This window comes from Streptomyces sp. NPDC002790, assembly GCF_040295505.1.
GTDB lineage: Bacteria > Actinomycetota > Actinomycetes > Streptomycetales > Streptomycetaceae > Streptomyces.
This window is the reverse complement of record NZ_JBEOVM010000009.1, coordinates 23,328-45,756: the sequence shown is the minus strand read 5'-3', so window position 1 is coordinate 45,756 and position 22,429 is coordinate 23,328. Positions and strand designations below refer to the sequence as shown.

Annotated in this window: 21 protein-coding genes and 1 pseudogene; 8 read left to right on the top strand and 14 right to left on the bottom strand. The window is 69.8% G+C overall.

Annotation, left to right across the window (positions count from 1 at the left end):
* Positions 1-43 precede the first annotated feature (43 nt).
* Positions 44-1,069 (top strand): LacI family DNA-binding transcriptional regulator, encoded by a 1,026-nt coding sequence (locus ABT004_RS07625; protein ID WP_351332410.1) that lies wholly within the window; start codon positions 44-46, stop codon positions 1,067-1,069.
* 223 nt (positions 1,070-1,292) lie between these two features.
* Here the strand turns inward: ABT004_RS07625 and ABT004_RS07620 are convergent, their stop codons facing one another.
* The gene (locus ABT004_RS07620; protein WP_351332407.1) at positions 1,293-2,384 is read right to left on the bottom strand and encodes an alpha/beta hydrolase family protein; all 1,092 of its coding nucleotides are present in this window, start codon (positions 2,382-2,384) and stop codon (positions 1,293-1,295) included.
* A gap of 247 nt (positions 2,385-2,631) precedes the next feature.
* Here ABT004_RS07620 and ABT004_RS07615 point away from each other — a divergent pair, with 247 nt between their 5' ends.
* Both ABT004_RS07615 and ABT004_RS07610 read left to right on the top strand, forming a co-directional pair.
* Entirely contained in the window at positions 2,632-4,995 is a 2,364-nt protein-coding gene (locus ABT004_RS07615) for a xanthine dehydrogenase family protein molybdopterin-binding subunit (RefSeq protein ID WP_351332404.1), read from the top strand.
* Positions 4,992-5,744 (top strand): DsbA family oxidoreductase, encoded by a 753-nt coding sequence (locus tag ABT004_RS07610; protein ID WP_351332401.1) that lies wholly within the window; start codon positions 4,992-4,994, stop codon positions 5,742-5,744. Before ABT004_RS07615 ends, ABT004_RS07610 begins: the two co-directional genes overlap by 4 nt.
* A 66-nt stretch (positions 5,745-5,810) precedes the next feature.
* On the opposite strand, the gene ABT004_RS07605 is transcribed toward ABT004_RS07610, so the two are convergent.
* The 10 genes from ABT004_RS07605 to ABT004_RS07560 all read right to left on the bottom strand — a co-directional run bounded on the left by ABT004_RS07605 (position 5,811) and on the right by ABT004_RS07560 (position 15,096).
* Positions 5,811-7,103, bottom strand: a complete 1,293-nt coding sequence (locus ABT004_RS07605) for a flavin monoamine oxidase family protein (protein WP_351332398.1) — start codon at positions 7,101-7,103, stop codon at positions 5,811-5,813.
* Positions 7,100-8,545 (bottom strand): APC family permease, encoded by a 1,446-nt coding sequence (locus ABT004_RS07600; RefSeq protein WP_351332396.1) that lies wholly within the window; start codon positions 8,543-8,545, stop codon positions 7,100-7,102. Before ABT004_RS07600 ends, ABT004_RS07605 begins: the two co-directional genes overlap by 4 nt.
* 49 nt (positions 8,546-8,594) lie before the next feature.
* Positions 8,595-9,260, bottom strand: a complete 666-nt coding sequence (locus tag ABT004_RS07595) for an SRPBCC family protein (protein ID WP_351332393.1) — start codon at positions 9,258-9,260, stop codon at positions 8,595-8,597.
* Positions 9,261-9,288: 28 nt separating this feature from the next.
* Positions 9,289-10,461 (bottom strand): FAD binding domain-containing protein, encoded by a 1,173-nt coding sequence (locus ABT004_RS07590; protein ID WP_351332390.1) that lies wholly within the window; start codon positions 10,459-10,461, stop codon positions 9,289-9,291.
* Entirely contained in the window at positions 10,458-11,426 is a 969-nt protein-coding gene (locus ABT004_RS07585; RefSeq protein WP_351332387.1) for a cyclase family protein, read from the bottom strand. The genes ABT004_RS07590 and ABT004_RS07585 overlap by 4 nt, the downstream gene beginning before the upstream one ends.
* Positions 11,423-11,722 (bottom strand): Dabb family protein, encoded by a 300-nt coding sequence (locus tag ABT004_RS07580; RefSeq protein WP_351332384.1) that lies wholly within the window; start codon positions 11,720-11,722, stop codon positions 11,423-11,425. The genes ABT004_RS07585 and ABT004_RS07580 overlap by 4 nt, the downstream gene beginning before the upstream one ends.
* Positions 11,723-11,768: 46 nt before the next feature.
* A complete protein-coding gene (locus ABT004_RS07575; protein ID WP_351332381.1) occupies positions 11,769-12,326 on the bottom strand; it encodes a (2Fe-2S)-binding protein in 558 nt (185 codons plus the stop codon).
* Positions 12,323-13,216 (bottom strand): FAD binding domain-containing protein, encoded by an 894-nt coding sequence (locus tag ABT004_RS07570; protein ID WP_351332379.1) that lies wholly within the window; start codon positions 13,214-13,216, stop codon positions 12,323-12,325. Before ABT004_RS07570 ends, ABT004_RS07575 begins: the two co-directional genes overlap by 4 nt.
* Positions 13,217-13,436: 220 nt before the next feature.
* Positions 13,437-14,666 carry a PucR family transcriptional regulator gene (locus ABT004_RS07565; protein ID WP_351332376.1) on the bottom strand — a complete coding sequence of 410 codons (1,230 nt, stop codon included), beginning with the start codon at positions 14,664-14,666 and terminating at the stop codon, positions 13,437-13,439.
* A 76-nt stretch (positions 14,667-14,742) separates the two neighbouring features.
* The gene (locus ABT004_RS07560) at positions 14,743-15,096 is read right to left on the bottom strand and encodes a cupin domain-containing protein (protein WP_351332373.1); all 354 of its coding nucleotides are present in this window, start codon (positions 15,094-15,096) and stop codon (positions 14,743-14,745) included.
* Positions 15,097-15,425: 329 nt separating this feature from the next.
* On the opposite strand from ABT004_RS07560, the gene ABT004_RS07555 reads away from it, so the two are divergent.
* The gene (locus tag ABT004_RS07555) at positions 15,426-16,910 is read left to right on the top strand and encodes an APC family permease (RefSeq protein WP_351332370.1); all 1,485 of its coding nucleotides are present in this window, start codon (positions 15,426-15,428) and stop codon (positions 16,908-16,910) included.
* Positions 16,911-16,924: 14 nt separating this feature from the next.
* Entirely contained in the window at positions 16,925-17,695 is a 771-nt protein-coding gene (locus tag ABT004_RS07550) for an SDR family NAD(P)-dependent oxidoreductase (RefSeq protein ID WP_351332367.1), read from the top strand.
* Positions 17,696-17,749: 54 nt separating this feature from the next.
* On the opposite strand, the pseudogene ABT004_RS07545 reads toward ABT004_RS07550, so the two are convergent.
* Positions 17,750-18,650, bottom strand: a pseudogene (locus tag ABT004_RS07545) (aminoglycoside phosphotransferase family protein).
* A 169-nt stretch (positions 18,651-18,819) separates the two neighbouring features.
* On the opposite strand from ABT004_RS07545, the gene ABT004_RS07540 reads away from it, so the two are divergent.
* The 3 genes from ABT004_RS07540 to ABT004_RS07530 are packed head-to-tail and all read left to right on the top strand — an operon-like array spanning position 18,820 to position 20,446.
* Entirely contained in the window at positions 18,820-19,791 is a 972-nt protein-coding gene (locus tag ABT004_RS07540; protein WP_351332364.1) for an SdpI family protein, read from the top strand.
* Between the two features lie 2 nt (positions 19,792-19,793).
* Entirely contained in the window at positions 19,794-20,141 is a 348-nt protein-coding gene (locus ABT004_RS07535) for a GntR family transcriptional regulator (RefSeq protein WP_351332361.1), read from the top strand.
* Positions 20,142-20,161: 20 nt separating this feature from the next.
* The gene (locus ABT004_RS07530) at positions 20,162-20,446 is read left to right on the top strand and encodes a hypothetical protein (RefSeq protein ID WP_351332358.1); all 285 of its coding nucleotides are present in this window, start codon (positions 20,162-20,164) and stop codon (positions 20,444-20,446) included.
* A gap of 107 nt (positions 20,447-20,553) precedes the next feature.
* Here the strand turns inward: ABT004_RS07530 and ABT004_RS07525 are convergent, their stop codons facing one another.
* Together ABT004_RS07525 and ABT004_RS07520 are read right to left on the bottom strand one after the other, a co-directional pair.
* Positions 20,554-21,696, bottom strand: coding sequence for an FAD-dependent monooxygenase (locus ABT004_RS07525; RefSeq protein ID WP_351332355.1), 1,143 nt, complete (start codon positions 21,694-21,696; stop codon positions 20,554-20,556).
* A gap of 246 nt (positions 21,697-21,942) precedes the next feature.
* Entirely contained in the window at positions 21,943-22,425 is a 483-nt protein-coding gene (locus tag ABT004_RS07520; protein ID WP_351332353.1) for a MarR family winged helix-turn-helix transcriptional regulator, read from the bottom strand.
* Positions 22,426-22,429: the final 4 nt, after the last annotated feature.

Sequence of the window (22,429 nt, the reverse complement as noted above, 5' to 3'; positions counted from 1 at the left end):
TCGTCCTGGTCACGGGCCCCTGCCCCGTGCGGAAAGGTCACCGATGCCTCGAGGCAAGCCCGGCGCCCCGCGCTCCGTGACGATCGGCGATGTCGCCCGCGAGGCGGGGGTCTCCCGTGCGACTGCCTCCCGCGCGATCAACGACTCGGACCTCGTCACGGCCGAGACGAAGCGCGCCGTGCAAGAGGCCATCGAGCGCACCGGCTTCGTGATGAACGCGCGGGGCCGCGCCCTGGCCACCGGGCGCGCGGAGACCGTGGGCGTCCTGGTCACCGAGCCGCTGGACGAACTCTTCGACGACCCGACGTACGGCAGAGTGCTGCGCGGCGTCGCGGAGGGCCTGACGGGCAGCGGCTTCCTGCCGGTGATCATCCAGGCCTCCAGCGAATCGGAGCGCGCGCTCGCGCTGCGCAGCTTCGGCCGCCGCTCGGTCGACGCGGTCGTCCACCTCACCCCGTACCGAGGCAGTGACCTGCTGGAATCCCTCGCCGGCACCGGTCTTCCCGTGGTCCTGTGCGGGCAGCTCGACGACTCTCCGTACGACGGCGTCTTCTCGACGGTCTACTCCGACGACGTGCGCGGCGCCCGCCTCGCCGCGGAACGGGTGCTCGCCGACGGGCGGGAACGGATGGCCGTCGTCCTCGGCCCCGCGGACAACCCGGCGACCGTCGACCGCAGGCGCGGCTACGCGGAGGTGCTCGGGTCCCGCCTCGACGAGGCCCTCGTCGTACACACCGGCTGGGACACCACGGCCGGTCTCGCCGCGACGGCCCGCCTCCTGGAGTCACACCCCGACATCGACGCGATCCTCGCAGGCTCCGACCGCATCGCCGTCGGCTCGCTCGCCGCGCTGCACGCCGCCGGGCGGCAGGTCCCCGAGGACGTCGCCGTGGTCGGCTTCGACGGTCACGCCATCGCCGAGACCTCGACACCGCCGCTGACCACGGTCGCACAGCCCCTCGTGGAGGAGGGCCACGTCGCGGCCCGCCTCGCCCTCGACATGATCGGCGGCGCGGGGCCGCGCACCGAGGTGCTTGAGATGAGCTTGGTGTCTCGCGGGTCCGCCTGAGGGGTCGTACCGCCCCCGCCCCGTGAAACGGAACGGCGGCGCAAGCGCTCGCCAGGCTGAACAACTCTGCGCTTCGGCAGTGATGTCTGTGGTGATGCCGAGTCTTGTGAAGCGAACCGCCGGGGCCGGACAGTGGCCTTGATCGCGCAGCACTGGTGCCGCCACAAGTCGTCGCAAGGGGAAAAGTGGATCGCCCACCGGCACGCACTCACCGGCGAAGCACTCAATCAGCCGTTCCCAGCTTGTCCGCCAGCCAGTCGGCCATTCTCAGGCGGGGTTCCGGGCCGAGGTTGTGGCAGCAGTGGTCGCCGAGCGGCTCGACGACGATGTCCAGCGGGGCGTGCGGCGCGCACTCGCGCAGGACGTCGAGTTCAGCGTCGGGGATCTCGTCGAGGGAGCCGTGCAACACGTAGGTCGGTACTCGGAGTTGGTGCAGTACGGGGCGGACGTCCAGGTGTTTGCGTACGTGTGCGCGCGCCTCATCGAGGGTGTCCATCTGGCTGACATAGCGCCAACTCTCCTTGGTCATCGGGGTTTCGGCCTCCCACTCGTCCATGTCGACGAACCCTCCCCAGGAGACGCAGGCGACGAGACGTGGATCCAGGCTTGCGCTGCGCAGCGCGTAGTGGCCGCCGAGGCTGCGGCCCAGGACGGCTATCCGGCCTGAGTCGACGCGCGGGTCGTCCACGAGCGCGTCGACCACCGTCGAGGTGTACCGCTCGAAGTCGCCGCGCAGCGGGGTCCGGGAAAACATCTCGCCCTGGCCGGGGCCGTCGAAGGTGGCGACCGCCATGCCTCGCTGGAGCAGGAGTTCCTCGAAGCGGAAGCTCTCCTCCTTCGTCGATTCGAGCCCGCCGATGAGCACGACGCACGGCTGTGGCGCCGTTGCGTGCGGCGGCAGCGGCGGGACACGTAGGTAGCCGGGGATCGATGTGTCGTCGATCGGCAGGTCGAAGCGGTGCGCCGGCGGGTCGAGCAGTGGCGCCGCGCGGCGGTACAGCTCCGCCTTTCGCCGCTGGCCGCGCTGCCGCCGCTCGTCGAACCACAGGAACTGGCCGTACTGCGCCGCAAGTGCTCCCGTCAGCAGCAGTTCCGCCGCCGTGCGCCGATGTCCGGTGCGCAGGGAGTCGTCGGCCAGAGCCTCGTAGCGGTCGGCCGCGGCCATCCAGTGGTCGAACCACGACACATCGCCGGCCCTGTCGCGGGCCGCGACCAGATCCGCGTACGGCAGTCCGTCTAGGAGGAGACGTCCCCAGTTGAGCATCTCCTCCTCCGGCATGGGGTTCGGCATCGGGCTGTCGACGGGCTTTGCCACCAGTGAGTCCTTCCCTTCCTGTCGCCTCCGGGCCGGAGTCCGGAGATGCGCAGGCCATGTACACCGTGCTCGTCCGTGGCACGGTGCCGCGCCAGTATCGGGTCCGTGCCATGGGCGAAGCCCCTGCGAATGCCCGACAACCGGGGCCCGAGCTGTACGGATTCCGCAAAGGACCGGACCGCCGCGGCTTCCGATAATTCAGACATCCCCTATCGCATGCATCCCGGATCGCAGGAGGAGCGCCTTCATGAGTGTGTCGAACACCGCGGAAAGCACCGCGGACATGGACCAGCCAACCGGGAGCCATGTGGGCGCCCGTACACCTCGTCGTGAGGACGTACGCCTCCTGCGGGGGCGAGGTGCCTTCGTGGACGACGTCGATCTCGCGGGACAACTGTGGATGAGGGTCGTTCGCGCCTCCGTCGCGCATGCCAGGATCACCTCGGTCGACGCGTCGGCCGCGCGGGGCCTTCCCGGTGTGCGCGCGGTCCTGACCGGTGAGGATGTGCGTGCGCTGGGTCGGGTGCCGCTGGAGGAGGCGGGGTACCACGAGCTGTTCCCCCGGCTCGACGACTATGGCCATCCGGTGCTCGCCGACGACCGGGTGCTCTACGTGGGCCAGCCGGTGGCCGCGGTGATCGCAGAGGATCCGTACGTGGCCGAGGACGCGGCGGAGTTGGTCGAGGTCGACTATGCGGAACTGCCGGTGGTGCTCGACCCGGTCGAGGCCGCCGCCGGCGGCACGGTCCTGCACGAGGCGGGCAACGAACCGGCTTCCTTCGTCAAGGAGTACGGGGACACGGAGCGGGCGTTCGCCGAGGCGGCACATGTGGTACGCGGCGAGTTCAAGGTCGGGCGGCACAGCGGTGTCCCGATGGAGACACGTGGCTGCGTCGTCGAACCCGTCCCGGGGCGGGACCAGTTGTGGGTGTGGGGCACGGTCCACGTGCATGACTGCCGTCGCATCCTGGCCCGCATGCTGGGGATGCCCCTGACGAGTGTCCGGATGCGACACACCGACATCGGCGGCAACTTCGGTGTCCGCGGTGGCACCTTTCCCGAGTACGTCCTGGTAGCCCATGCTGCGCGGCTGTTCGGCCGTCCGGTGAAGTGGATCGAGGACCGCGTCGAGCACATGGTGTCCATCGCGCACGCCCGCGAGCAGGTGCACCGGATCGAGGGGGCGTTCGACGCCGATGGACGGCTGCTGGGGCTGCGGGACGAGATCTGGCACAACCACGGCGCGTTTCTGCGTCAGGTCGAGCCCCTGGTCAGTGACATCACCGCGGGCATGGTCGTGGGGCCGTACCGCGTCCCGGCCTACCGGGCGGAACTGCACGCCGTGACCACCAACAAGACGCCGCTGTCCGCCTATCGCGCGCCCGGCCGGTACGAGGGCACCTTCGCTCGTGAGCGGCTGTTCGACCTGCCCGCACGGGATATCGGGATCGACCCGGTCGAACTGCGGCTGCGAAACGTGCTCACCACGTCCGATCTGCCCTGGCAGCCGGGTTTCGAGATCGTCTTCGAGCCCTACCGCTTCGACTCAGGCGACGTCCTCGACCATCTGCGCAAGGCGCTCGACGCCGCCGACTACGAGGCGTGGCGCGAGGACGCACACCGGCTGCGGGAGGAAGGACGGCTCGTCGGCAACGGCATCGGTGTCCTCATGGACAAGGCGGGCCTCGGTCTCTACGAGACGGCCGACGTCGAGGTCGACGGCACCGGGCGGGTCCGGGTGCTGACCGGGGCGTCGTCGGTCGGCCAGGGCGTCGAGACCGTACTGGCCCAGATCGTGGCCGACGAACTGGGCGTCGCACCGCGGGACATCGACGTCATGCACGGGGACACGGACCTCGTGCCCGACGGGGTCGGGTCCTGGTCGAGCCGTTCCACGGTGCTCGCCGGTGGCGCGGCCCGCGCCGCCGCCCAGAAGGTGTTGGACAAGGCGCTGCGGGTGGCCGCCACGCTGCTGGAGGTGGACGGCGCGGACCTCCGGGCCGCCGATGGCGGGGTCGAGGTCGCAGGCAAGCCGGAGCTGCGCCTGACGCTCGCCGAGGTCGCCGAGCGCTGGGACACCTGGAGCGCCCGTCTCGCCGGGGACGAGCCCGGACTGCGTGCCTCGGCCGTATACGTGGACGAGCACATGAACTATCCGTACGGCGTCACCCTCGTGCAACTGGAGATCGACCCGACGACCGGGGGACACACCATCCGCCGGTTCTTCACCAGCACCGAGGCCGGACGGATGATCAACCCGCTCACCACGGAGGGCCAGATCATCGGTGCGGCGGCGCAGGGCATCGGTGGCGCGCTGTTCGAGGAGTTCCAGTACGACGAGCAGGGCCAGCCGCTCGCGACCTCGTTCATGGACTACCTGTTGCCCGGCGCGGGAGAGGTACCGCCGGTGCAGTTCTTCGTCACGGAGGACGCCCCGACGCCGGACAACCCGCTGGGCGCGAAGGGACTCGGTGAGGTGGGAATGATCGCGGTGGGGGCGGCCGTGGCCGGGGCCGTCGACGACGCGCTGGGCGGGGAACTGCGCGTGCGGCGCATTCCTGTCCACCCCCAGGACTTGTTCGAGCTGAGCCGTGCGGCGGGTGAGCGATGAGCCGGGGAGCGGCCTCGCCCGCGCCGGGCGGCCGGTCCACCGTGGTCGCGGACGACCCGGCCGTGGTCACCGTATGGTCCGACATCGGCTGCCCGTGGGCCGCTCTGGCCCTGAACGTGCTGCGGGACAGGGCGGCTGCCAAGGGCGCGACGCTGCTCGTCGACCACCGGGCGTTCCCACTGGAGCTGTTCAACCGGCGGCCGACCCCGAAGCCGGTCATCGACATGGAGGTCGTCGCGATCGCCGGACTGGTTCCCGAGGTCGGCTGGCGGTTGTGGCGGGAGCCCGACTCGGCGTACGCCGTCACGACCTTCCCGGCCATGGCCGCCGTCCAGGCCGCCAAGGACCCCCGTGTGGGCGGACTCCGCGCCTCCGACGACCTCGACGCGGCGCTGCGCACGGCCTTCTACAGCGACCACCGGTGCATCAGCGTGCACGCCGAGATCCTGGCGGCGGCCGAGACCTGCCCGACGGTCGATGTCACGGCGCTGGAAAGGGAGTTGGCTCGGGGCGCTGGCCACGCCGAGGTGTTCCGGCACTTCCGGGCCGCCCAGGGGCCCCAGGTGCAGGGCAGCCCGCACTTCTTCGTGGGCCACCGGTACGCGGCGCACAATCCGGGGGTCGCGTACCACTGGACCGGGCGGCCGGGGCAGGGGTTTCCGCGGCTCGAGCGCTACGACCGGGCGTGGGCGGACCACGTATTGGGGCTGGTCGCCGGCCCACCGCAGCGGCCGAACGAACCCTTCTGAGACATGACTTGTGCCCCCGCCCGTCGGGAATTCACCGGAGAGCGGGGGCACAAGTCGCGAGGTCTGTCACACGGACTGCCGCCCGTGCAGGATCTCCCCCACCGCCCGGTCGGCGGTCTCCAGCGCTCCCTCGATGTAGCCGGGGAACCGCAGTGACACGTCGGAGCCCCCGAAGTGCACCCGGCCGTGTGCCTCGCCGAGCGCCTTGTGCACGCGGCTGAACTGGCCCACTCTCGGCGACACCCATGGGCCCAGGAACAGCGGGTCGCTCGACCAGTCGTGGTAGTCGACACCGACGACCGTGGCCTCCGGCAGGTAGTGGTGGACGGCGGCCTCGACCGCCGCCGGGTCGGTGGGGTCGAAGGAACCGGAATCCGTGAACGCGACCAGGATCCGGCCGCCGTCCTCGGCAGCCATGTAGTCGTAGAGGGTCGGGAAGACACCATCGCCGGTGCAGGAGATGCCCGCCGGTACCCCGGTGACCTGAACGAGGATCTTCAGGCCTCGGCAGCCATGGCCCTGTGCCACCACCGGGGCGCGGTCCGCGGGCAGCGGCGGGTCGAAGGTGACGGTGCGCCATGTGTTCAGCGGCGTCGCGACGACCACGTCCCGGGCGGTCAGTACCTCCCCGCCGCGCACGACGACCTCGGCACCCGCGCCGCCCTGGCGGACGCTCTCGACGACGGCCCCGAGCCGGATGTCGGGCACCTCGGCGGCCATCGCCTCGACCAGCGCCGTCGTACCGTCGCTGAGCACCTCGTCGATGGACAGGACGACACCCAGCACGCTGTATCCGTGTGCGGCGACGAACTGCAGGGCCCAGAGCGCGGACGCCTCGGTGACCGGCTGCCCCATCATGTTCCAGCCCCAGGACAGCACCAGTTGGCGGGTGACCGGGGGCAGCTTCAGTGAATCGACGTAGGTGAGAAGGGAGATGTCGAGGTCGTCCAGACCCTGTGCGTCCAGGCCCGCGTCGACATCGATGCGGTGGGCGTCCGACAGCAGGCGGTACAGGCCCGCTTCGGCCTCCGCCGCCTCTTCCACGGGAATGGGCAGCGCCGCGTCGCGGCCGCCGGGGCCGAGCCGGTTGCGGAAGACGGTGGCCTCGGCGGCCGGTTCCGTCCTGACCCCGTACCGCTCAATCTCCGCCGCGACCCGCGGGTGGTGATGGCGGTGGACGTACGCGCCGCCGATCTCGACCTCCAGGCCGGGGGACGTGGCCGAACGGCGGCGGTAGGCGCGGCCGCCCAGCCGGTCACCGCCTTCCAGCAGCAGCACCGACTGGCCGGCGGCGGCGAGTTCGCGGGCACATCGGAGGCCGGCGAAGCCGCCTCCGACGACAAGGGTGTCGTACGTCATCGGGTCTCCTCGGTCGTGTTGCGGGGGCGCGCCACCAGGCGCCGCGCGCCCATGATGAGCATCATCGCCACGATCGACACCGGGGCCATCCATGTCATGGCGTCCAGGGCCGTACCGGTGGGATTGACAAGGGAGTTGAGGTAGAGCCAGCCGGTGGCGAGCGCGCCGACCGCGCAGGCGAACGCCTTGGCCACGGTCAGTTCACCCTCGCGGTGCAGGAGGACGATGGCTCCGCCGCAGATGAGGATGTAGGGCACGACCCAGAGGTACGGGAACAGTGTGGCGAGGTATTGGTAGAGCTTCATGGGCCCCGCTCCCGTGATGGCGGCCAGCGCCAGCGGGAGGGCCGCGGTCAGTACGGCCATGACGAGGATGGCGGTGCCGGGAGTCCTGGTGCGTCGGGCCACGCGGCCGATGGCGGCGGGCAACAGGCCGTCGTTCGCCATCGCCGCCCACACCCTGGGGGCGTAGTTCATGAATCCGACGACGATGGCATAGCAGGTCACCACCAGGGCGATGTCGGAGGCCTGGGCGAGGAAGCCGAGGCCCGCATGGTGGGCCATGGCGGCGACCGGCGACTCGCCCGCGGCGATCCGGTCCGCCAGGGCGCCGAGGCTGGGCACCGACAGCAACGACGCGACGACGGCGATGCCGCCGACGATGACGGGCACCAGGATGATGACGCGGGGCACGGTGCGGACCGGGTCCTTCGTCTCCAGCGCCGTCGCCGCACTGGTCTCGAAGCCGACGGTGAAGGTCGTGCTCAGCGCGAGCCCCAACGAGAATCCGCTGAACGAGAAGTCATGGAACGTGAACTGGCCGATGAAGTCGAACCCGGCCGAGAAGAGGTTCCCGATCAGGACGGCGAGGACCACGGGCGCCGAGAGGAACAGCAGCGCGATACTCAGTTTCGCCGAGGCATCAAGGCTTTTGAACGCCAGCAGCGCGGCGCTCGCCATGGTGACCGCGTAGATGACCGCCTGCCCGACGAATCCGTTGGCGGCCGATATGCCGAACACGGAGGAGAACATGCTCCCCGCGTACAGCCCGAGGGCGCCCAGCACGACCATCAGGCCCACCAGGTACCCGACGGCGAGCGAGGCACTGGCCACGAACCTGGCGGCGCCGCCGAAGACATGACCGACGTAGGAGTACAACGCGCCGGAGGCCACGTGGCGTTGTGCGAAGGGTGCGATGGCCACCCCGATGCAGGTCATCACGAGTGCCCCGGCGAGCACGGACAGCCAGCCCGAGCTGCCTGTCGCGCCGCCGATGAGGACACCGACGGTCGCCGCGGTCAGTACGGGACTGAAGACGACCACGGCGAGACCGAGCGCCTGGTTCGTGGTGAGTGTGGCCGGCTTGAGGCCGCCGGGCTCGTCCCGCGGTGGTTCGGCGGCCGAGGTCGGCGTCAATCCCGGTTCCATCTCGTTCGTTGCCACGTTCTCTCCTAGGGACAACTGCACGGAAGATGGGCCGCGCCGCACGGACTCAGCCTCTCGATGACGAACCGCGCCCCAGCAGCCAGCCGATGGCCAGCGAGAGCAGGGCGAGAGCGGCGTAGCCGGCCGGTTTCGGCAACCGGAGTGCGTCCGCGCCGCGGGTGAGTGCCAGGAGGTCGAGTGCCTCGTCCGCTACGGGCGCCGGACCGCTCGTGGTCGCCGCACGGGTGGGCGCGGGCGGACCGGGTGTCGTCGGCTCGGGCGGCGCGCTGTCGGCTTCGAGCAGCTCGGCGAGGCGCTCGCTGAAGGTGTTCAGCAGTGCCGAGCTGACGTCGGCGATCACCCCGCGGCCGAACTGCGCGACCTTGCCGGACAGGGCCAGGTCCGTGACGAGGACGACCTGGGTCTCGGCGCCCTTGTCGACGAGTTCCGCGGTGACGGTGGCCGAGGCGTTTCCGCCGCCGCGGGCCTCGCGGCCCGAGGCGGTCAGGACGGCCCGGTGGGCGGCTTCGTCGAGTTCGGTGAAGCGGGCGGTGCCCTTGTAGTTGGCGGTGATCGGCCCCACCTTGATCTTCGCCTGGCCGAGGTGGTCGTCGCCCTCCCGGCCCGTGATCGAGGCGCCGGGCAGGCAGGGCCCCACCCGTTCGAGATCGGTGAGCAGCTTCCAGGCGTCCTCGATGGGCAGCGGCACCCGGATTTCGTTGTTCAACTGCACGGCGTGGTCCTCTCTGGTGGCGGTCCGGTCAGGACCGCGCGGCGGTGGCGAGACCGAACTGGTTGGCCGGGTCGCCCGGTTCGAACGGTCCGCCGTTCTGTAGGACGTCTCCCATGCGGCGCACCTTGTGCAGATAGGCGCGCCCGACGGCAAGGCGCCGGGCCTCCCATGCGGGCAGCGCGGCCAGAGGGTCGTCCGCGGATCCGGTCAGGGACGACACGAGGTCCCAGGCGTCCGCGGCCGCCTTGGCCGCGCCCGCGGCGGCGTGCGGCCGCGGGGTGATCGCCGCGTCTCCGATGAGCACGAACCGGCCGACCCGGACCGTGGGCACGTCACTGTCGGCGATCACCGTGACGAACGGCTCCGCCGCCGCGTGCAGCAGTTCCGCGAAGGGCCCGGCGAGCCCCTCCTTCGCCCTGCCGCGGAACTCGGCGAGGACCTCGGGCCGCAGGGCGCCGTGGTGGACGGAGACGGGCCGGCGCACCCCGCTGGTGTCCGTCATGAGTTCGTCGAGGGCCGCGCCCTCGACGTTCCAGTACCACTGGAAGTTGAGGCCGCGGGTCACCGAGGAGGTGGCGCCCGTCATGGGGATGGGGTAGGCGATGATGTGCCCGTCGTCGAGCAGCCCGTAGGTGAAGGCCTCGTCGAAGTGGTCCCATGTCTCACCGGACACCGTGTCCCGGTCGGCGACCCCGCGCCACGTGACGTACCCGGAGTACTCGGGTTGCAGCCCGAGCAGCCGCTGTCGCGCGGTGGAGAAGCCGCCGTCGGCGCACACCACGAGGTCGGCCGTCACGCGTTCCCCCGAGGCGAAGCGGAGTTCGGCGCGGTCGGCGTCCTGGTCGAGGCCGATCAGGGCCCGTCCGCAGTGGTAGCGCTCGCGTCCGAAGGACTGCAACAGCCCCTGGTAGAGGGAGTTGTAGGAGGTGAAACGCCAGCCGGCCGGTATCTCTCCGAGGAGGTCACCGCTATCGGCCCTGCGGTAACGCATCACGTGGGAGGAGACACTGATCTCCTCGAGGGTGGTGGCGGTGCGCTCCAGGAGATAGCGCACCACTTCCGGCTGTACGACGATGCCGGTGCCCAGGCCCGACAGGGGTGCCGGTGAGCGTTCGTACAGGTCCACCTCGAAACCGGCGTCGCGCAGCAGGACCGCCGCGTGCAGTCCCGCCAGCGAGCCGCCGACGACCGCGATCCTCATGAGGTGCCGTCCTGCGTCGTGGCTGCGGGGCGCAGCGGCAGCGCGAGCGGACGCAGGGGTGCCCCGCTGGCTCCCCGCAGCCGGATCGGCGCGGCGATCAGGCAGAGCTCGGTGTGTCCGTCGCGGGAGAGTGCCTCCAGGTTCAACAGCTCGATCATCGGGACACCGGCCTCGGCGAGGAAGTGGCAGTGTCCCGGCAGCCAGTTGTCCTCGTGCTCCGACGGGCCCACCTCGACACACTCCTGGTCCGCGCCCACGGCAGCGATCCCCTGGTCGGTGAGCCAGCGCGCCGCGTCCAGGCCGAGGCCGGGCGGGTTGCCGAGCACCTTGGCGCCGTCGGGCCAGTACGCCATCCGGCCGGTGCGCACGAGTGCCACGTCCCCCCGGGCGAGTTCGGTTCCAGCGGCGTCCAGACAGGCACGCAGGTCGTCGACGGTGATCGCGTATGACGGGGGCAGGCACTCCACACCCTTGAGTCGCGCCACGTCGAGGAGGACGGCACGAGTGATGATCGGCGGGATCTGCTCGGCGCCTCCCTTGGTCCAGTGCCTGCTGCCGAGGTGTTCCTCGGGGGTGAAGCCGTTGTAGATCTGCCCGTCCACGCCGAAGTGGTTGAGCGCGTCGATGTGCGTTCCGGTGTGGGTGTACATGAACACCACGTCGCCGGAGTAGCAGACATGGCGGTTGACCTGTTCACCGGCGCCGTTGAGGTTGTCCACCGCGGTTCCGCCCGGTGTGTGGCTCATGTAGATCTGGTACGCGGGGTCGCCGGCCGCCTGGAAGCTGGGCATACCCACGTAGTAGTCGACGCTGAGGTCGTAGACGTGGCGGCCGTCCGCGCGGGCCAGCACCGCGGCCCCGGCGATGGGCGACAGCAGGTTGAGGGCACCGAGCTGGTCGTCTGGGCCCCAAGGGCTGGACGCGGCCCGGACTCCGGCGCGCGACGGGGACGGAGTGGTGGTCACACCGTCACCCCCTTCTCGAAGTCGACGACCGCGCGGGCGGCGAGCTTGGGCATCAGCTGGGCGACCACTTCGGTGTGCAGTGTGTCGACGGAGTAGTCCTCCAGGCCCTGCCAGTCATCGAAGTCGTTGATGAGTACGCCGTCCCACGGGGTGCCGTTGTCGCCCGGGTCGCCGGTGCGCTTGCCCAGTTCCCAACTGCGCAGGCTGGCAAGGCCCTTGAGCTTGTTCAGCAGGGCGACCACCTCCTCGGGGTCGTTGCCGTCGGCCACCTGCCACATGAAGACATGCCGGATCACGTGTGTTCCTCCTTGGGTGGGGTGCCCCGTCGTGTGCGGGACGTGTTCAGTCTTGTGCCGGTGCGGTTGGGGCCACAGTGCACTCAGGCACAAGAGTCGGAGCGGATTTGCCGGAGTGCGGCAAGACACCGTCTTCCCCTGCGGCCAGGGCCAGTTGGACGGCGCCAACGATCTGCTGGTACCCGGTGCACCGGCACAGGTTGCCGGAGATGGCTTCGCGCACCTCGTCGTCGGTGAGTGCGGCTCCGGCGTCCACGACTGGTTGCAATGTCATCAGGAATCCGGGTGTGCAGAATCCGCACTGGAGGCCATGGCACGTTCGGAACGCTTCCTGTAGCGGTGTGAACGCGCCGTCTTCGCCCAGGCCCTCCACGGTGCGGATGCGGTGCCCGTCGGCCTGTGCGGCGAGCATCAGGCAGGCGCGGACCGGTGCACCGTCGAGCAGGATGGTGCAGGCACCGCACACGCCGTGTTCGCAGCCGACATGTGTTCCGGTCAGGTGCAGTTCGTGACGGATGAAATCAGACAGCAGCAGCCGCGGCTCGACGTCGCGCACGTATCGCTCCCCGTTGACCTCGACCGCGACCTCGATGTGCCTGCTCATGTCCGTGCCTCCTTGGCCGCGTCGGTCGCGCCACGCAGTGCCCGCATGGCCATTTCGGTGATCACAGTGGTCCGGTACCTGGTGTCTCCGTGCAGGGTGGCCGGTGGGCTGATGCCGGTGGTCGCCTCGTGGGCGGCGGCGCGCACCGCCTCGGCGGTGACCTCGGATCCGAGCAGGTGTGCGCGTGCCTGTTCGCCCGCCTCCAGGGGGGTTCCGCCGGCGCCGAGCAGGCCGAGGCGGACATCGGTGCAGACACCGTCCAGGCCCAGTTCCACGACGGCTGCCGCGCCCCCGATCGCGTAGTCACCGTGCCGTCGTGCGAACTCCTGGAACGAGCTGCCGCGGGCCCGGTCGTGGCGCGGCGGGGCGATCGGCAGGGACACCTCCGTGAGGATCTCGTCCGGTTCCAGGACCGTCGTATAGAGGGAGACGAAGAAGTCCCGCGCGGCGAGCTCGCGTTCACCGCGCAGGGAGCGGGCCGTGAAGCGTGCGTCGGCGAGCAGCATGACCAGGGGGATTTCGGCGGCGGGGTCCGCGTGCGCGACGGTGCCGCCGAGGGTGCCGCGGTTGCGCACCTGCGGATGCGCGACGAAACGCATGGCCTGGGCGAGGAGCGGGTGGTGCACGGCTACGTCGCGGCTGTGTTCCACGGTGCTGTGGCGGGTCAGGGCGCCGATGCGCAGTGTGTCACCGTCCACACGGATGTGGTCCAGGCCGGTCAGGCGGTTGAGGTCGACGAGCGTCGTGGGTGAGGCGAAGCGCAGGTTCAGGAGCGGGATGAGGCTCTGGCCGCCGGCCAGTGGTTTGGCCTCGTCGCCGACGTCGGCGAGCACGGCGACGGCCGAGTCGAGTGTCTCGGGTGACTCGTATGCGAACGGTGGTGGTTTCACAGGACACCTTCCCGGTGGGCCGGGTACGGGGTGGGCGGGGCGTCACCGGGGTACATACGCACCCACGCATGGCGGTTGCTGCCCCGGCCGCGAGTCGGCGGGGGCAGTGGAGTGCTCCACGGTGCGGCATGACACCGGGGCGGTGGTACTTCACTTTCCGGTCAAGGACCGCAGGTGTTTGCGTGGATTCCTGACGGAACCCGGTGCCTGAGGGGTCCGGTTACAGCAGCGGCCCGGCGGCGGGCAGGGCGACGGGTGTCTCGCCGCCCGCGTCGCGCGGCCGGGACTCCAGGAGTTCGAAGAGGCGCAGGGCGACGGAGAGTTCGTCCCGGCGCGCGGAGACGGACACCCCGAGCCACTTCTCGATGGAACGCAGCCGGTAGGCGACGGTGCGTTCGTGCACACCGATGACCGTCGCGGTCGATGCCGCGTTCTGTCCACTGGCGAAGTAGGCCACGAGGGTGCCGCGCAGCACACGTGCCCGCTCACCGGTTCCGTGCAGTGGCCCCAACTCCTGGGACACGAAGTCGCTGACGGCTGTCAGATCACGCAACACCAGGGCTTCCAGGGCGACGTCCTGGTACCAGGTCACCTGGCGTGCGGAGATCCGGGCGACCCGGTATGCCTGCCAGGCCTGGCGGTGGCTGAGCCGGAAACCCTCGACGTCGTTGGCGTACTGCCCGCAGGCCACGTAGGTGTCGGGACCGAAGTCGACCGCGGACACGTCCTGGTCGCCGGTGGATTTGGTGCCGGGTCGGCCCAGCCAGGCGAGGACCGTGTCGTCCGAGCCCGCCACGGTCAGCACCTGCCAGCCGAAGGTGGTGGCGATGCGTTTGAGGGCGGCTTCCGGCGAACCGCCCCAGGCGATGAGGGCGAGATGCCGGCCGCGCAGCTGGTAGCCGAGCGCGGCGGCGTCGACGGGCAGTCCGGCCAGGATGTCGCGGACCATGGCGCGTCGTTTGCGGTCGCGTCCCTGAAGATAGAAGGCGCTGTACTCCTTCTGGTACGTGTCGATGATGGAAGCGGTGACGCGGTCGTTCCAGGCGAAGTGGAACTTGCTGACGCGCCGCAGCATGTCGAGCCGTTCCTCGTCGTCCTGGATGTGCTCGTTGGCGACTTCGAGGAACACGTCCCACAGGCATGCCTGCGCCACCCGGGACGTGTGCAGCAGCGCATGGAGGTCGAGGTTGGCCTGCGCGGCCAGCCGTGCCTCGCGCAGCGTGGCATCGGAGGCGGTGGCGGGGGCCTCGCGGTTCCCGGTGAGCCCGTCGAGGATGTCCCGGAGGGACGACATGATCGATTCGGTCTCCGAGGCCGCGAGGCGCGGATCGTCTCGTACGTAGTACTCCGGCACCTCTTCCCTGAGACGGTGCTGGATCGCGTCCGTCAGGGCGGGAAGACGCTCCCGGATGGTGTCGGACAGCGTACGCAGGTTGTCTTCCAAGGCCACTCCCGGAGCCTAGGCTCGTCATCTTCATGGCGTCCACCGGCTGTTCATCCGGTGGACCGCGAACGCCGGGTCCTGGTCAGTCGCACAGGACCCAGAATTCCTTGAACGTCGACCTGAACGTCCATGTGGAGCGGTGGCCCTTCGGGAGGAACGCGCAGTCTCCCGGGCCCAGTTCGACGGCGCTGCCGTCGTCGAGCTCGACGCGCGCCTGTCCCTCGATGACGTAGATGAACTCGTTGTACTCGAGCAGGTACTCGGTGACGGCGGGGTCGCACTCGAAGAAGCCGGTGGCCCGGGCGCCGTCACGGTGGTCCTCGAAGAGGGTGAAGCCGCGGCCCGCGGGGGTCCCGGACCGTAGTGTCACGCCTTCCGGCTGCCAGGTTTCCAGAGGTGTCGTGCGGGGCGCCGACATGGCACCGGGATTCTTCATAACGTGGCTCCCCTGCGTCGGGCGGGCGGATTCGGATGGTCACAAGGTGCCCCGGGCGGCCCCGGGCTTCGCGGCCAAGCGTCACCCGTGGGCGGGCCTGCGGGATCTACGGATTCCTGCAACACACGCCTCCGTACTTGTGGGGTTCGGCAGGAGGCCGGACGACGTCACGTGGCGCATTCTCGGCGACTGACGATTCCGATGAAGCCCCCGCGTTTTTGCTCGCACTTACACAAAGACCGGCTCCTCGCCGGTGGCTACGGTCGGCTCGACTTCCACCCGCATCACACTCCCCCGGGGTCCGCTCCGCGACGAAGGCAAAGGACAAGATGGCCATTGCGAAGAAAGCCCCGCCCGCAGCCCGTGAGTCGGCCAACCTCAAGGGGACACTGACCACTTCCAAGATCACCGTCATGGTCGTTGCCGCGGCGGCACCGATCTCGTGCATCGCCGGCATCATCCCCCTCGGCTTCGCACTCGGCGGCGGGGCCGCCACCCCTCTCGCGTTCCTGGTCGCGGGAGCCGTCCTCCTCCTCTTCTCCGTCGGATACGCGGCGATGAGCCGGCGGATGAGCGGCTCCGGCGGCTTCTACAAGTACGTCGCCCATGGCCTGGGCAGGCCGCCCGCCGTGGCCGCCTCCTTCGTAGCCATCGTCGCGTACAACGCGGTGGCCCTGACCTGTGTCGCCGGGTTCGGATACTTCGGAAACCTCATCGCTGGCTCCGTGTTCGGGCTTCACCTACCGTGGCCGGTGCTGTCGGTGGCTGCCATCGCCGTCGTCGCTTTCCTCGGCTATCGCGAAATCGACGTAGCGGCGCGGGTGCTGGTCTACCTGCTGGCGGCAGAGGTCGCGACCATCATCATCCTCGACATCGCGATGGTCATGAACCGCGGCGCCGACGCCTTCCCACTCTCGATCTTCTCGCCGCACACGGTTTCAGATGCGAAGTCGATCGGGCTCGGCTTCATGTTCGCCCTGCTGTCCTTCATCGGCTTCGAGTCGGCCGCTTTGTACGGCGAGGAAACGGCCGAACCGCACAAGACCGTGCCCCGTGCCACGTTCCTGTCTGTCGTGGTGATCGCGGTCTTCTACTTCCTCTCGTCCTGGATCGCGGTCGGAGCCATCGGGCCCGACAAGGTGCAGTCGGTCGCGTCGAAGGAACTCGGGAACACGTTCTTCACCCTGAGCGACACGTACGCCGGCCATGCGCTCACCACCGTCATGCAAATCACGTACCTGACGAGCCTGCTCGCCTCACTCCTCGCCCTCCACAATGTCGCCAATCGCTACGTATTCGTAGCGGGACGCGAGGGACTGCTGCCCCGGTGGGTGGGCTCCCCGCATCCGCGGCACCGCACACCGTCACGAGCGAGCCTCCTCCAAAGCTCGGTGAATCTCCTCGTCGTCGTCGTTGCCGCGAGCACCGGTCTTGACCCTTACCTGACTGTCGTGACCTCGATGACGGGCGTGGGGACCCTCGGCGTCATGCTGCTCCAGGTCGCGGCCGCCGCGGCCATCGGCACCTACGTCGCGCGCCGCACCGAGCGATTGCGGGGCACCCTCGCGGCAACTGCCGCCGCCTTCGTCGGCCTCTCCGTGCTGGTGGTCCTCATCGTCAAGAACTTCGACAAACTCACCGGGGTTTCCTCGCCGCTGATCAATTCACTTCCGTGGCTGCTTGTCTTCGTCGCTCTGGCCGGGACCGTCCTGGGCACCTGGCTCAGGGCACGGCGGCCCGCGGTCTACGCACGGATCGGCGCCGACCCCGCACCACAGACCCGCCAGGAAAGCCGGCAGGAGGAGCAACTATGAAGCGTCTAGAAAACGTGACCGCCATCGTCACCGGCGGCGCATCCATGCATGGAATCGGCCGAGCCACAGCACGGCTCCTCGTTTCACAAGGAGCCGACGTCGTCATCGCGGACATCCAGGACGCAGAGGGTAAGGAACTCGCCGCCGAACTCGGCCCGAAGGCCATGTACACGCACGTGGACGTCAGCTGCGAAACGGACTGGACCGGCCTGGTCGCGGCGACGGAGGAACGCTTCGGGAAAGTGAATGCACTGGTCTCCTGCGCAGGCATCGCACTGGACGGCACCATCGAATCCACCTCGACCGCGGACTACGAACGGGTGGTAGCCATATCCCAGACGGGCGTATGGCTCGGGATCCGCTCGGTGGCCCCCGCGCTGCGCGCTGCGGGAGGCGGCTCCATCGTCAATGTCTCGTCGGTGGCCGGAACCGTGGGCCAACCCGGCCTCGGCTCGTACAGCGCTGCGAAATGGGCGATTCGCGGAATCACCCGCCAGGCGGCGCTCGAACTCGCCGCGAACGGCATTCGCGTCAACGCCGTGCTGCCCGGCTTCGTCGACACGATGATGGGCGGTCAGGGAGCGGGGCAGCGCGAAAGCATCCGCCGGAACAAGGGGCACTCCGGCTCCACGGTCCCCCTGGGGCGAATCGGGGAACCCGAAGAGGTCGCGCACGTCATCGCGTTCCTGGTCTCCGCCGAGAGCAGCTATTGCACCGGCTCCGACTTCCTGGTCGACGGCGGCATGCTGGCCGGTCCTCTCGCCGAGGCCGCGGACTGGGCCTGATGTGACCAGCGGGGACGAGCGGCGTCCACGGGGCGTCGACTCGTCGCCCCGTGGCTACATCGAACTGCCTCTCAGCACACGCTCGAGTGCCGCCCGGCCGGCAGGCCCCCAGTGCGGCTTGCCGCCGGGAAAACCCCGGTCGCCGTTCTGTCCCATGAGCATCAGGAAGAGGCTCTTCCTGACGGCCAGCCCGCGGGCGCGCCGGATCGTCGCCCCGTCTGCCCGCGCGTACGTATCGAAGAACCGCGAGGCACTCCCCGCGGGCAGGAGCACCCATGCGGCAGCAAGGCCCCACGCCGGATCGCCGGCGCACATGTCACCGAAGTCGACGATGCCCGAGAGCGTTCTGTCCGCGACGACGACGTTCGCGGGATGCAGGTCGCCGTGCACCCAGGCCGGCGGACCTTCCCACCCAGGGGCCGCAACGGCGTCCCCCCAGACAGCCCGGACATCGCCGGCGAGGCCGTCGGGGACAACGGCCTGGATGAAGTCCTCGAAGCCGTCCGTGTAGTTCCTGGGATGGGCGCCGCGGTCCTCGGCGACCGGCGCCTCCGCGGGCGCCTTCACATGCAACGCCCTGAGAAAACCCGCCAGAGCCTCGGCCGCGTGCGCGCCGCGACTGATCACGCCGTGGTCCAGCGGCACGCCGGGGACCCACGTCATCACGGTCCAGTGCCCGCGGAAGCGCGCGGACGGTGCGCCGAACCGCACCGGGTTCGGCACCGGAAGCGGCAGACGCGGAGCCAGCACGGGAAGCCGGCGCCGCTCGTTGAACTGGCTCTCGGGGGTGGGGCCATGCGCTGCATCCGCACGGCCAACTCGCCCCGAGACACCACATTTGATTCCCCCAGCCGCCCGCCACCTCGCGGACGGCCAACCCCGCAAGGTCCGGGTGCTGCTCCTGCAACAGGTCACGGACCAGGTCCGCAGTGATCTCGATCTCCGTGTCGGTCATGCGAAACGACAGTACCGAGACGGCCCCGACGTCCTCCGCCGCTTCCCCGACTTTTGCGGGCCGAGCGGCAGGCTCACCCGTCAGCCGGCACGACGCGGTGTTCCATCTTCCATCCCTCCCACTTGTTCGCATACAATGCGAACAAGTCGAACTACTGCGAAGGGTCGTCATGGGAACACCGCGAGCGGGCAGAACCCGCACCCTCACCGCCGTCGCCGCGGCGCCGTACGTGCTCGCCCTCATCGCGTTCGCGGTGATCGTCGCCGTCGTCTCGGGTGACCTGCCCGACGAACTCGGCACCCACTTCGGGCTCGGCGGGGACGTCGACGGGACTGCCTCGCTCACCTCGTACGCCGTGAGCGCGCTGGTGACCCTGGCCGCGCTCGGCGCTCTCTTCGCGATCACCGTGCGCCGTGGCCGCGAGGCGCGCTCCACCCGGTTCACCGTGGTCCTGGGCTGGGGTGTCGCCGGATTCATCGGTTACATCCTCTCCGCCGTCGTGATCGTCAACCGCGGCCTGTCCGACGGCGCGGGGGCGTCCCTTCCGCTGTGGCAGATGGGCACGGCCGCGGGAGTCGGCCTGCTGTCCGCGCTGCTCGGCCGGCTACTGATCGCGCGAGTGCCGGTCCCGGAGGGGGAAGGCACGGGTGCGGGCGACACACCTCCGTACATGGAACTTCGCGCGGGCGAACGCGCGGTGTGGACCCGTACCGCCGTCAACGAGGTCGTCCTGACCGCGGGCGTCGCACTCGCGGCGGTCGGTGCGGCCAGGCTCGGCCTGTACGGCTGGTCTCCGTTCGTGATCGTGCTTCCGGTCGGAGTGCTGCTCACCTGCTTCGGTCGGGTACGAGTACGGGTCGACGCGCGGGGGTTGCGGGTGCGGTTCGGGGTGTTGCCCTGGCCCGAGGCCCGGGTGCCGCTCGACGCGGGCGAAGCCCTGGTACGGCAGGTCAGCCCGCTGGGAGACTTCGGCGGCTGGGGCTACCGGGTGCGCCCCGGTCGCTCCGGTGTCGTGGTGCGCGGTGGTGAGGCGCTGGCCGTCAAGCGGCGTTCCGGACGGGAGTTCAGCGTGACGGTCGACGACGCCCGTACCGGCGCCGCCCTCTTCAACGCGCTCGCCCGGCGCGAGAAGGTGAGCTGACGGTGCTCTTCCGCGTGGACCCGGCCGCGCGTACGCCACTTGGCGAACAGATCGCCGCCTGCGTACGCCGCGCCGTGGCCGCCGGCGAGGTCTCGACCGGCGAGCGCCTCCCGGCCGCCCGCACCCTCGCCGACTCCCTCGACGTCAACATTCACACAGTCCTACGCGGCTACCAGGCCCTGCGCGAAGAAGGTGTCATCGAACTCCGCCGTGGCCGCGGCGCAGTGGTCGTCGCCACCGGCGAAGGCGCGAGCGAAATCCGGGGCACGGTAAGGGAGTTGTGTACGCGAGCCCGCGAGGCCGGGGTGTCACGACAGGCGCTGATCGACCTGGTGGAGGAGGCGTACTGACGGCGGTCGAAGCGCCTGAAGTGCCCGCCACCGCCGGGTCGCCGTCGGACGACGCCGCCTCGACCAAGCCGCCCCAAGTGCACGGCAGCGCAGTCGACTTCACGGTCGAGGGCGGCACCGCGCGCGTGGACACCGCATCGCTGCGGGTCACGGGACACACCACCGACGAACGGTCCCTCCCGGTGTCCGGTGCGGCGGGGCAGCGACTCGGCAAGCCCGGCAAGGTGACCGTGGACGATGACACGGTCAACGGCTCACCGCAGACGGCATGGTGCAGCGCTCAAAATTCGGCGACGGCAAGCTGACCGTGACCGCCTGCGCCCGGGCAGCAGGCATGACCAGCCTGATGACCCGCCCCGCCGCCACCGGTTGGTTTGACCTCACACGCAAGGAGACATCGGCTCAACCCCCCTCAGAGCGGCTTGACCATCGTCTCCAGGCAGTGCTGGGTCAGCCCGGCATGGTCGAAGTCGGGGTGGCCGGCCGGGTCCATCTCGTAGTGGCCGATCTTCACGCAGGACTCCACGATCAGCTTGCAGCGGTCGTAGCGGCGACCGACGTAGGCCGAGAAGGCGGACTCCAGGTCCCCGGAGTCGGACAGGCACTCGGCGAGCACGACGCCGTCCTCGATGGCCTGCGCCGCTCCCTGCCCGAGGTGCGGCGGAACGGCGTGCACGGCATCGCCGATCAGGACGATCCGGCCGCGGTGCCAGGGCGCCGGGGCGATCAGCCACTCCTCCGGCCTGAAGACGATCGCGGACGGGTCGTCCAGGTACTTGTCACGCACGCGGCCGGTCAGGCCGCCGAACGGTGCGAGGTGTTTGCGCAGCTGCTCCGCGGTCTGCTCCTGCGGCAGCCGACGCCCCTCCTCCCAGTTCATGTTGTAGAAGAGGTACGCCAGGTCGGGGCCGATCGGAACGAATCCCGCCATTCCCGCCGGGCCGTGCTGCAGCACGATCCGGTCGATCTCCGGCTCACGCGGGATGTTCACCCGGAACGCGGACTGGCCCAGGTACTTCGGCTGCGGCCCGTCCTCGCCCAACACGTACGGGCGCACCTTGGAGTTGACGCCGTCCGCACCGACCACCATGTCGACGGTGACCGTGCCGCCGTCGCTGAGGGACACATCAACGCCACCGGCGTGCTCGGTCAGTTCGGTGAACGTCGCGCCGTATGTGATGACGACGCCGACCTCCAGCGCCTTGTCCGTCAGAATCTTGTGCAGCTTGGGCCGGGTCAGGCCGTTCATCGACGGCAGACCGGACTCCGGGATGACCGCTCCTGGCACCTCGCGGATCTCGTTGCCATCAACGTCGAGCATCCGCCCCCAGGCCTTACTGGCGTAGCCGGCGGCCAGGCACTCCTCGAGACAGCCGATCATCGACAGCGCCCGCAGCGCGTTCACCGGCTGAATGATCCCCACTCCGTAGACAGAGGAGTGGACGCCCTCCTGCAGCTCCAGGATGCGGGTTTCGTATCCGGCGTTCTGCAACGCGATCGCGGTGGACAGGCCACCGATCCCGCCACCGACTATCAAGACACTGCCTCGAATCATCCCAGCCACCTTCGCTAGCCGTTTCTTCCCGTCGTCTTCCAGACACACGGGACTGATCACGGCTACGAAAGTAGTGACGCGGCAGACGGCTGGATAGCGCGCTGGGACTCAACCTCAACGTGCAGTACGAGCGCTTCCCCACGGATCGCGCATGCCCTCTCTCCATTGGCTCGCCCGGGGACGGCGGCTCGCCCGGGGACGGCGGCTCGCCCGGGGACGGCCGACGCGGAAACCGACCGGGCGAGGTCAGGACTCCGGGCCGGGGCCCTCGCGCAGCACCGTGTCCAGCGCCCGCAGCGCGTCCGTGGCGGACTCGATGGCGTCGGCTTGTTCCGGAGTGAGTTCGGACAGCGCCGATCGCAAGGTTTTTGACCACGTGACAGCGATCGACTCCACGGCACCGAGTGACTTCTCCGTCGGGAGCAGCCAGGTGATCCGGCGGTCCTCGGCGCTGCGCTCCCGCTCGACCAGCCCGCGTTCCACCAGCCCGCGAACGGCGGCGCTGACATTGCTCTGCCGCATGCCCAAGCGGCGGGAGATCTCGCCGCCTGTCACGCCCGGCGTCGAAAGAACCTGCTTGACCACGGCCAACTCGCTGTTGGACAGCGGCTCCAGCCCAGCCACCTCGGGCAACAAGCGATGGATCGTCCAACCCAGGTCGCGTAGCACCGTGGCGAGCCTTCGCTGCTCGACCGCATGGTTTCGGGCCGCAGTCATGAGTTCGACCATATCA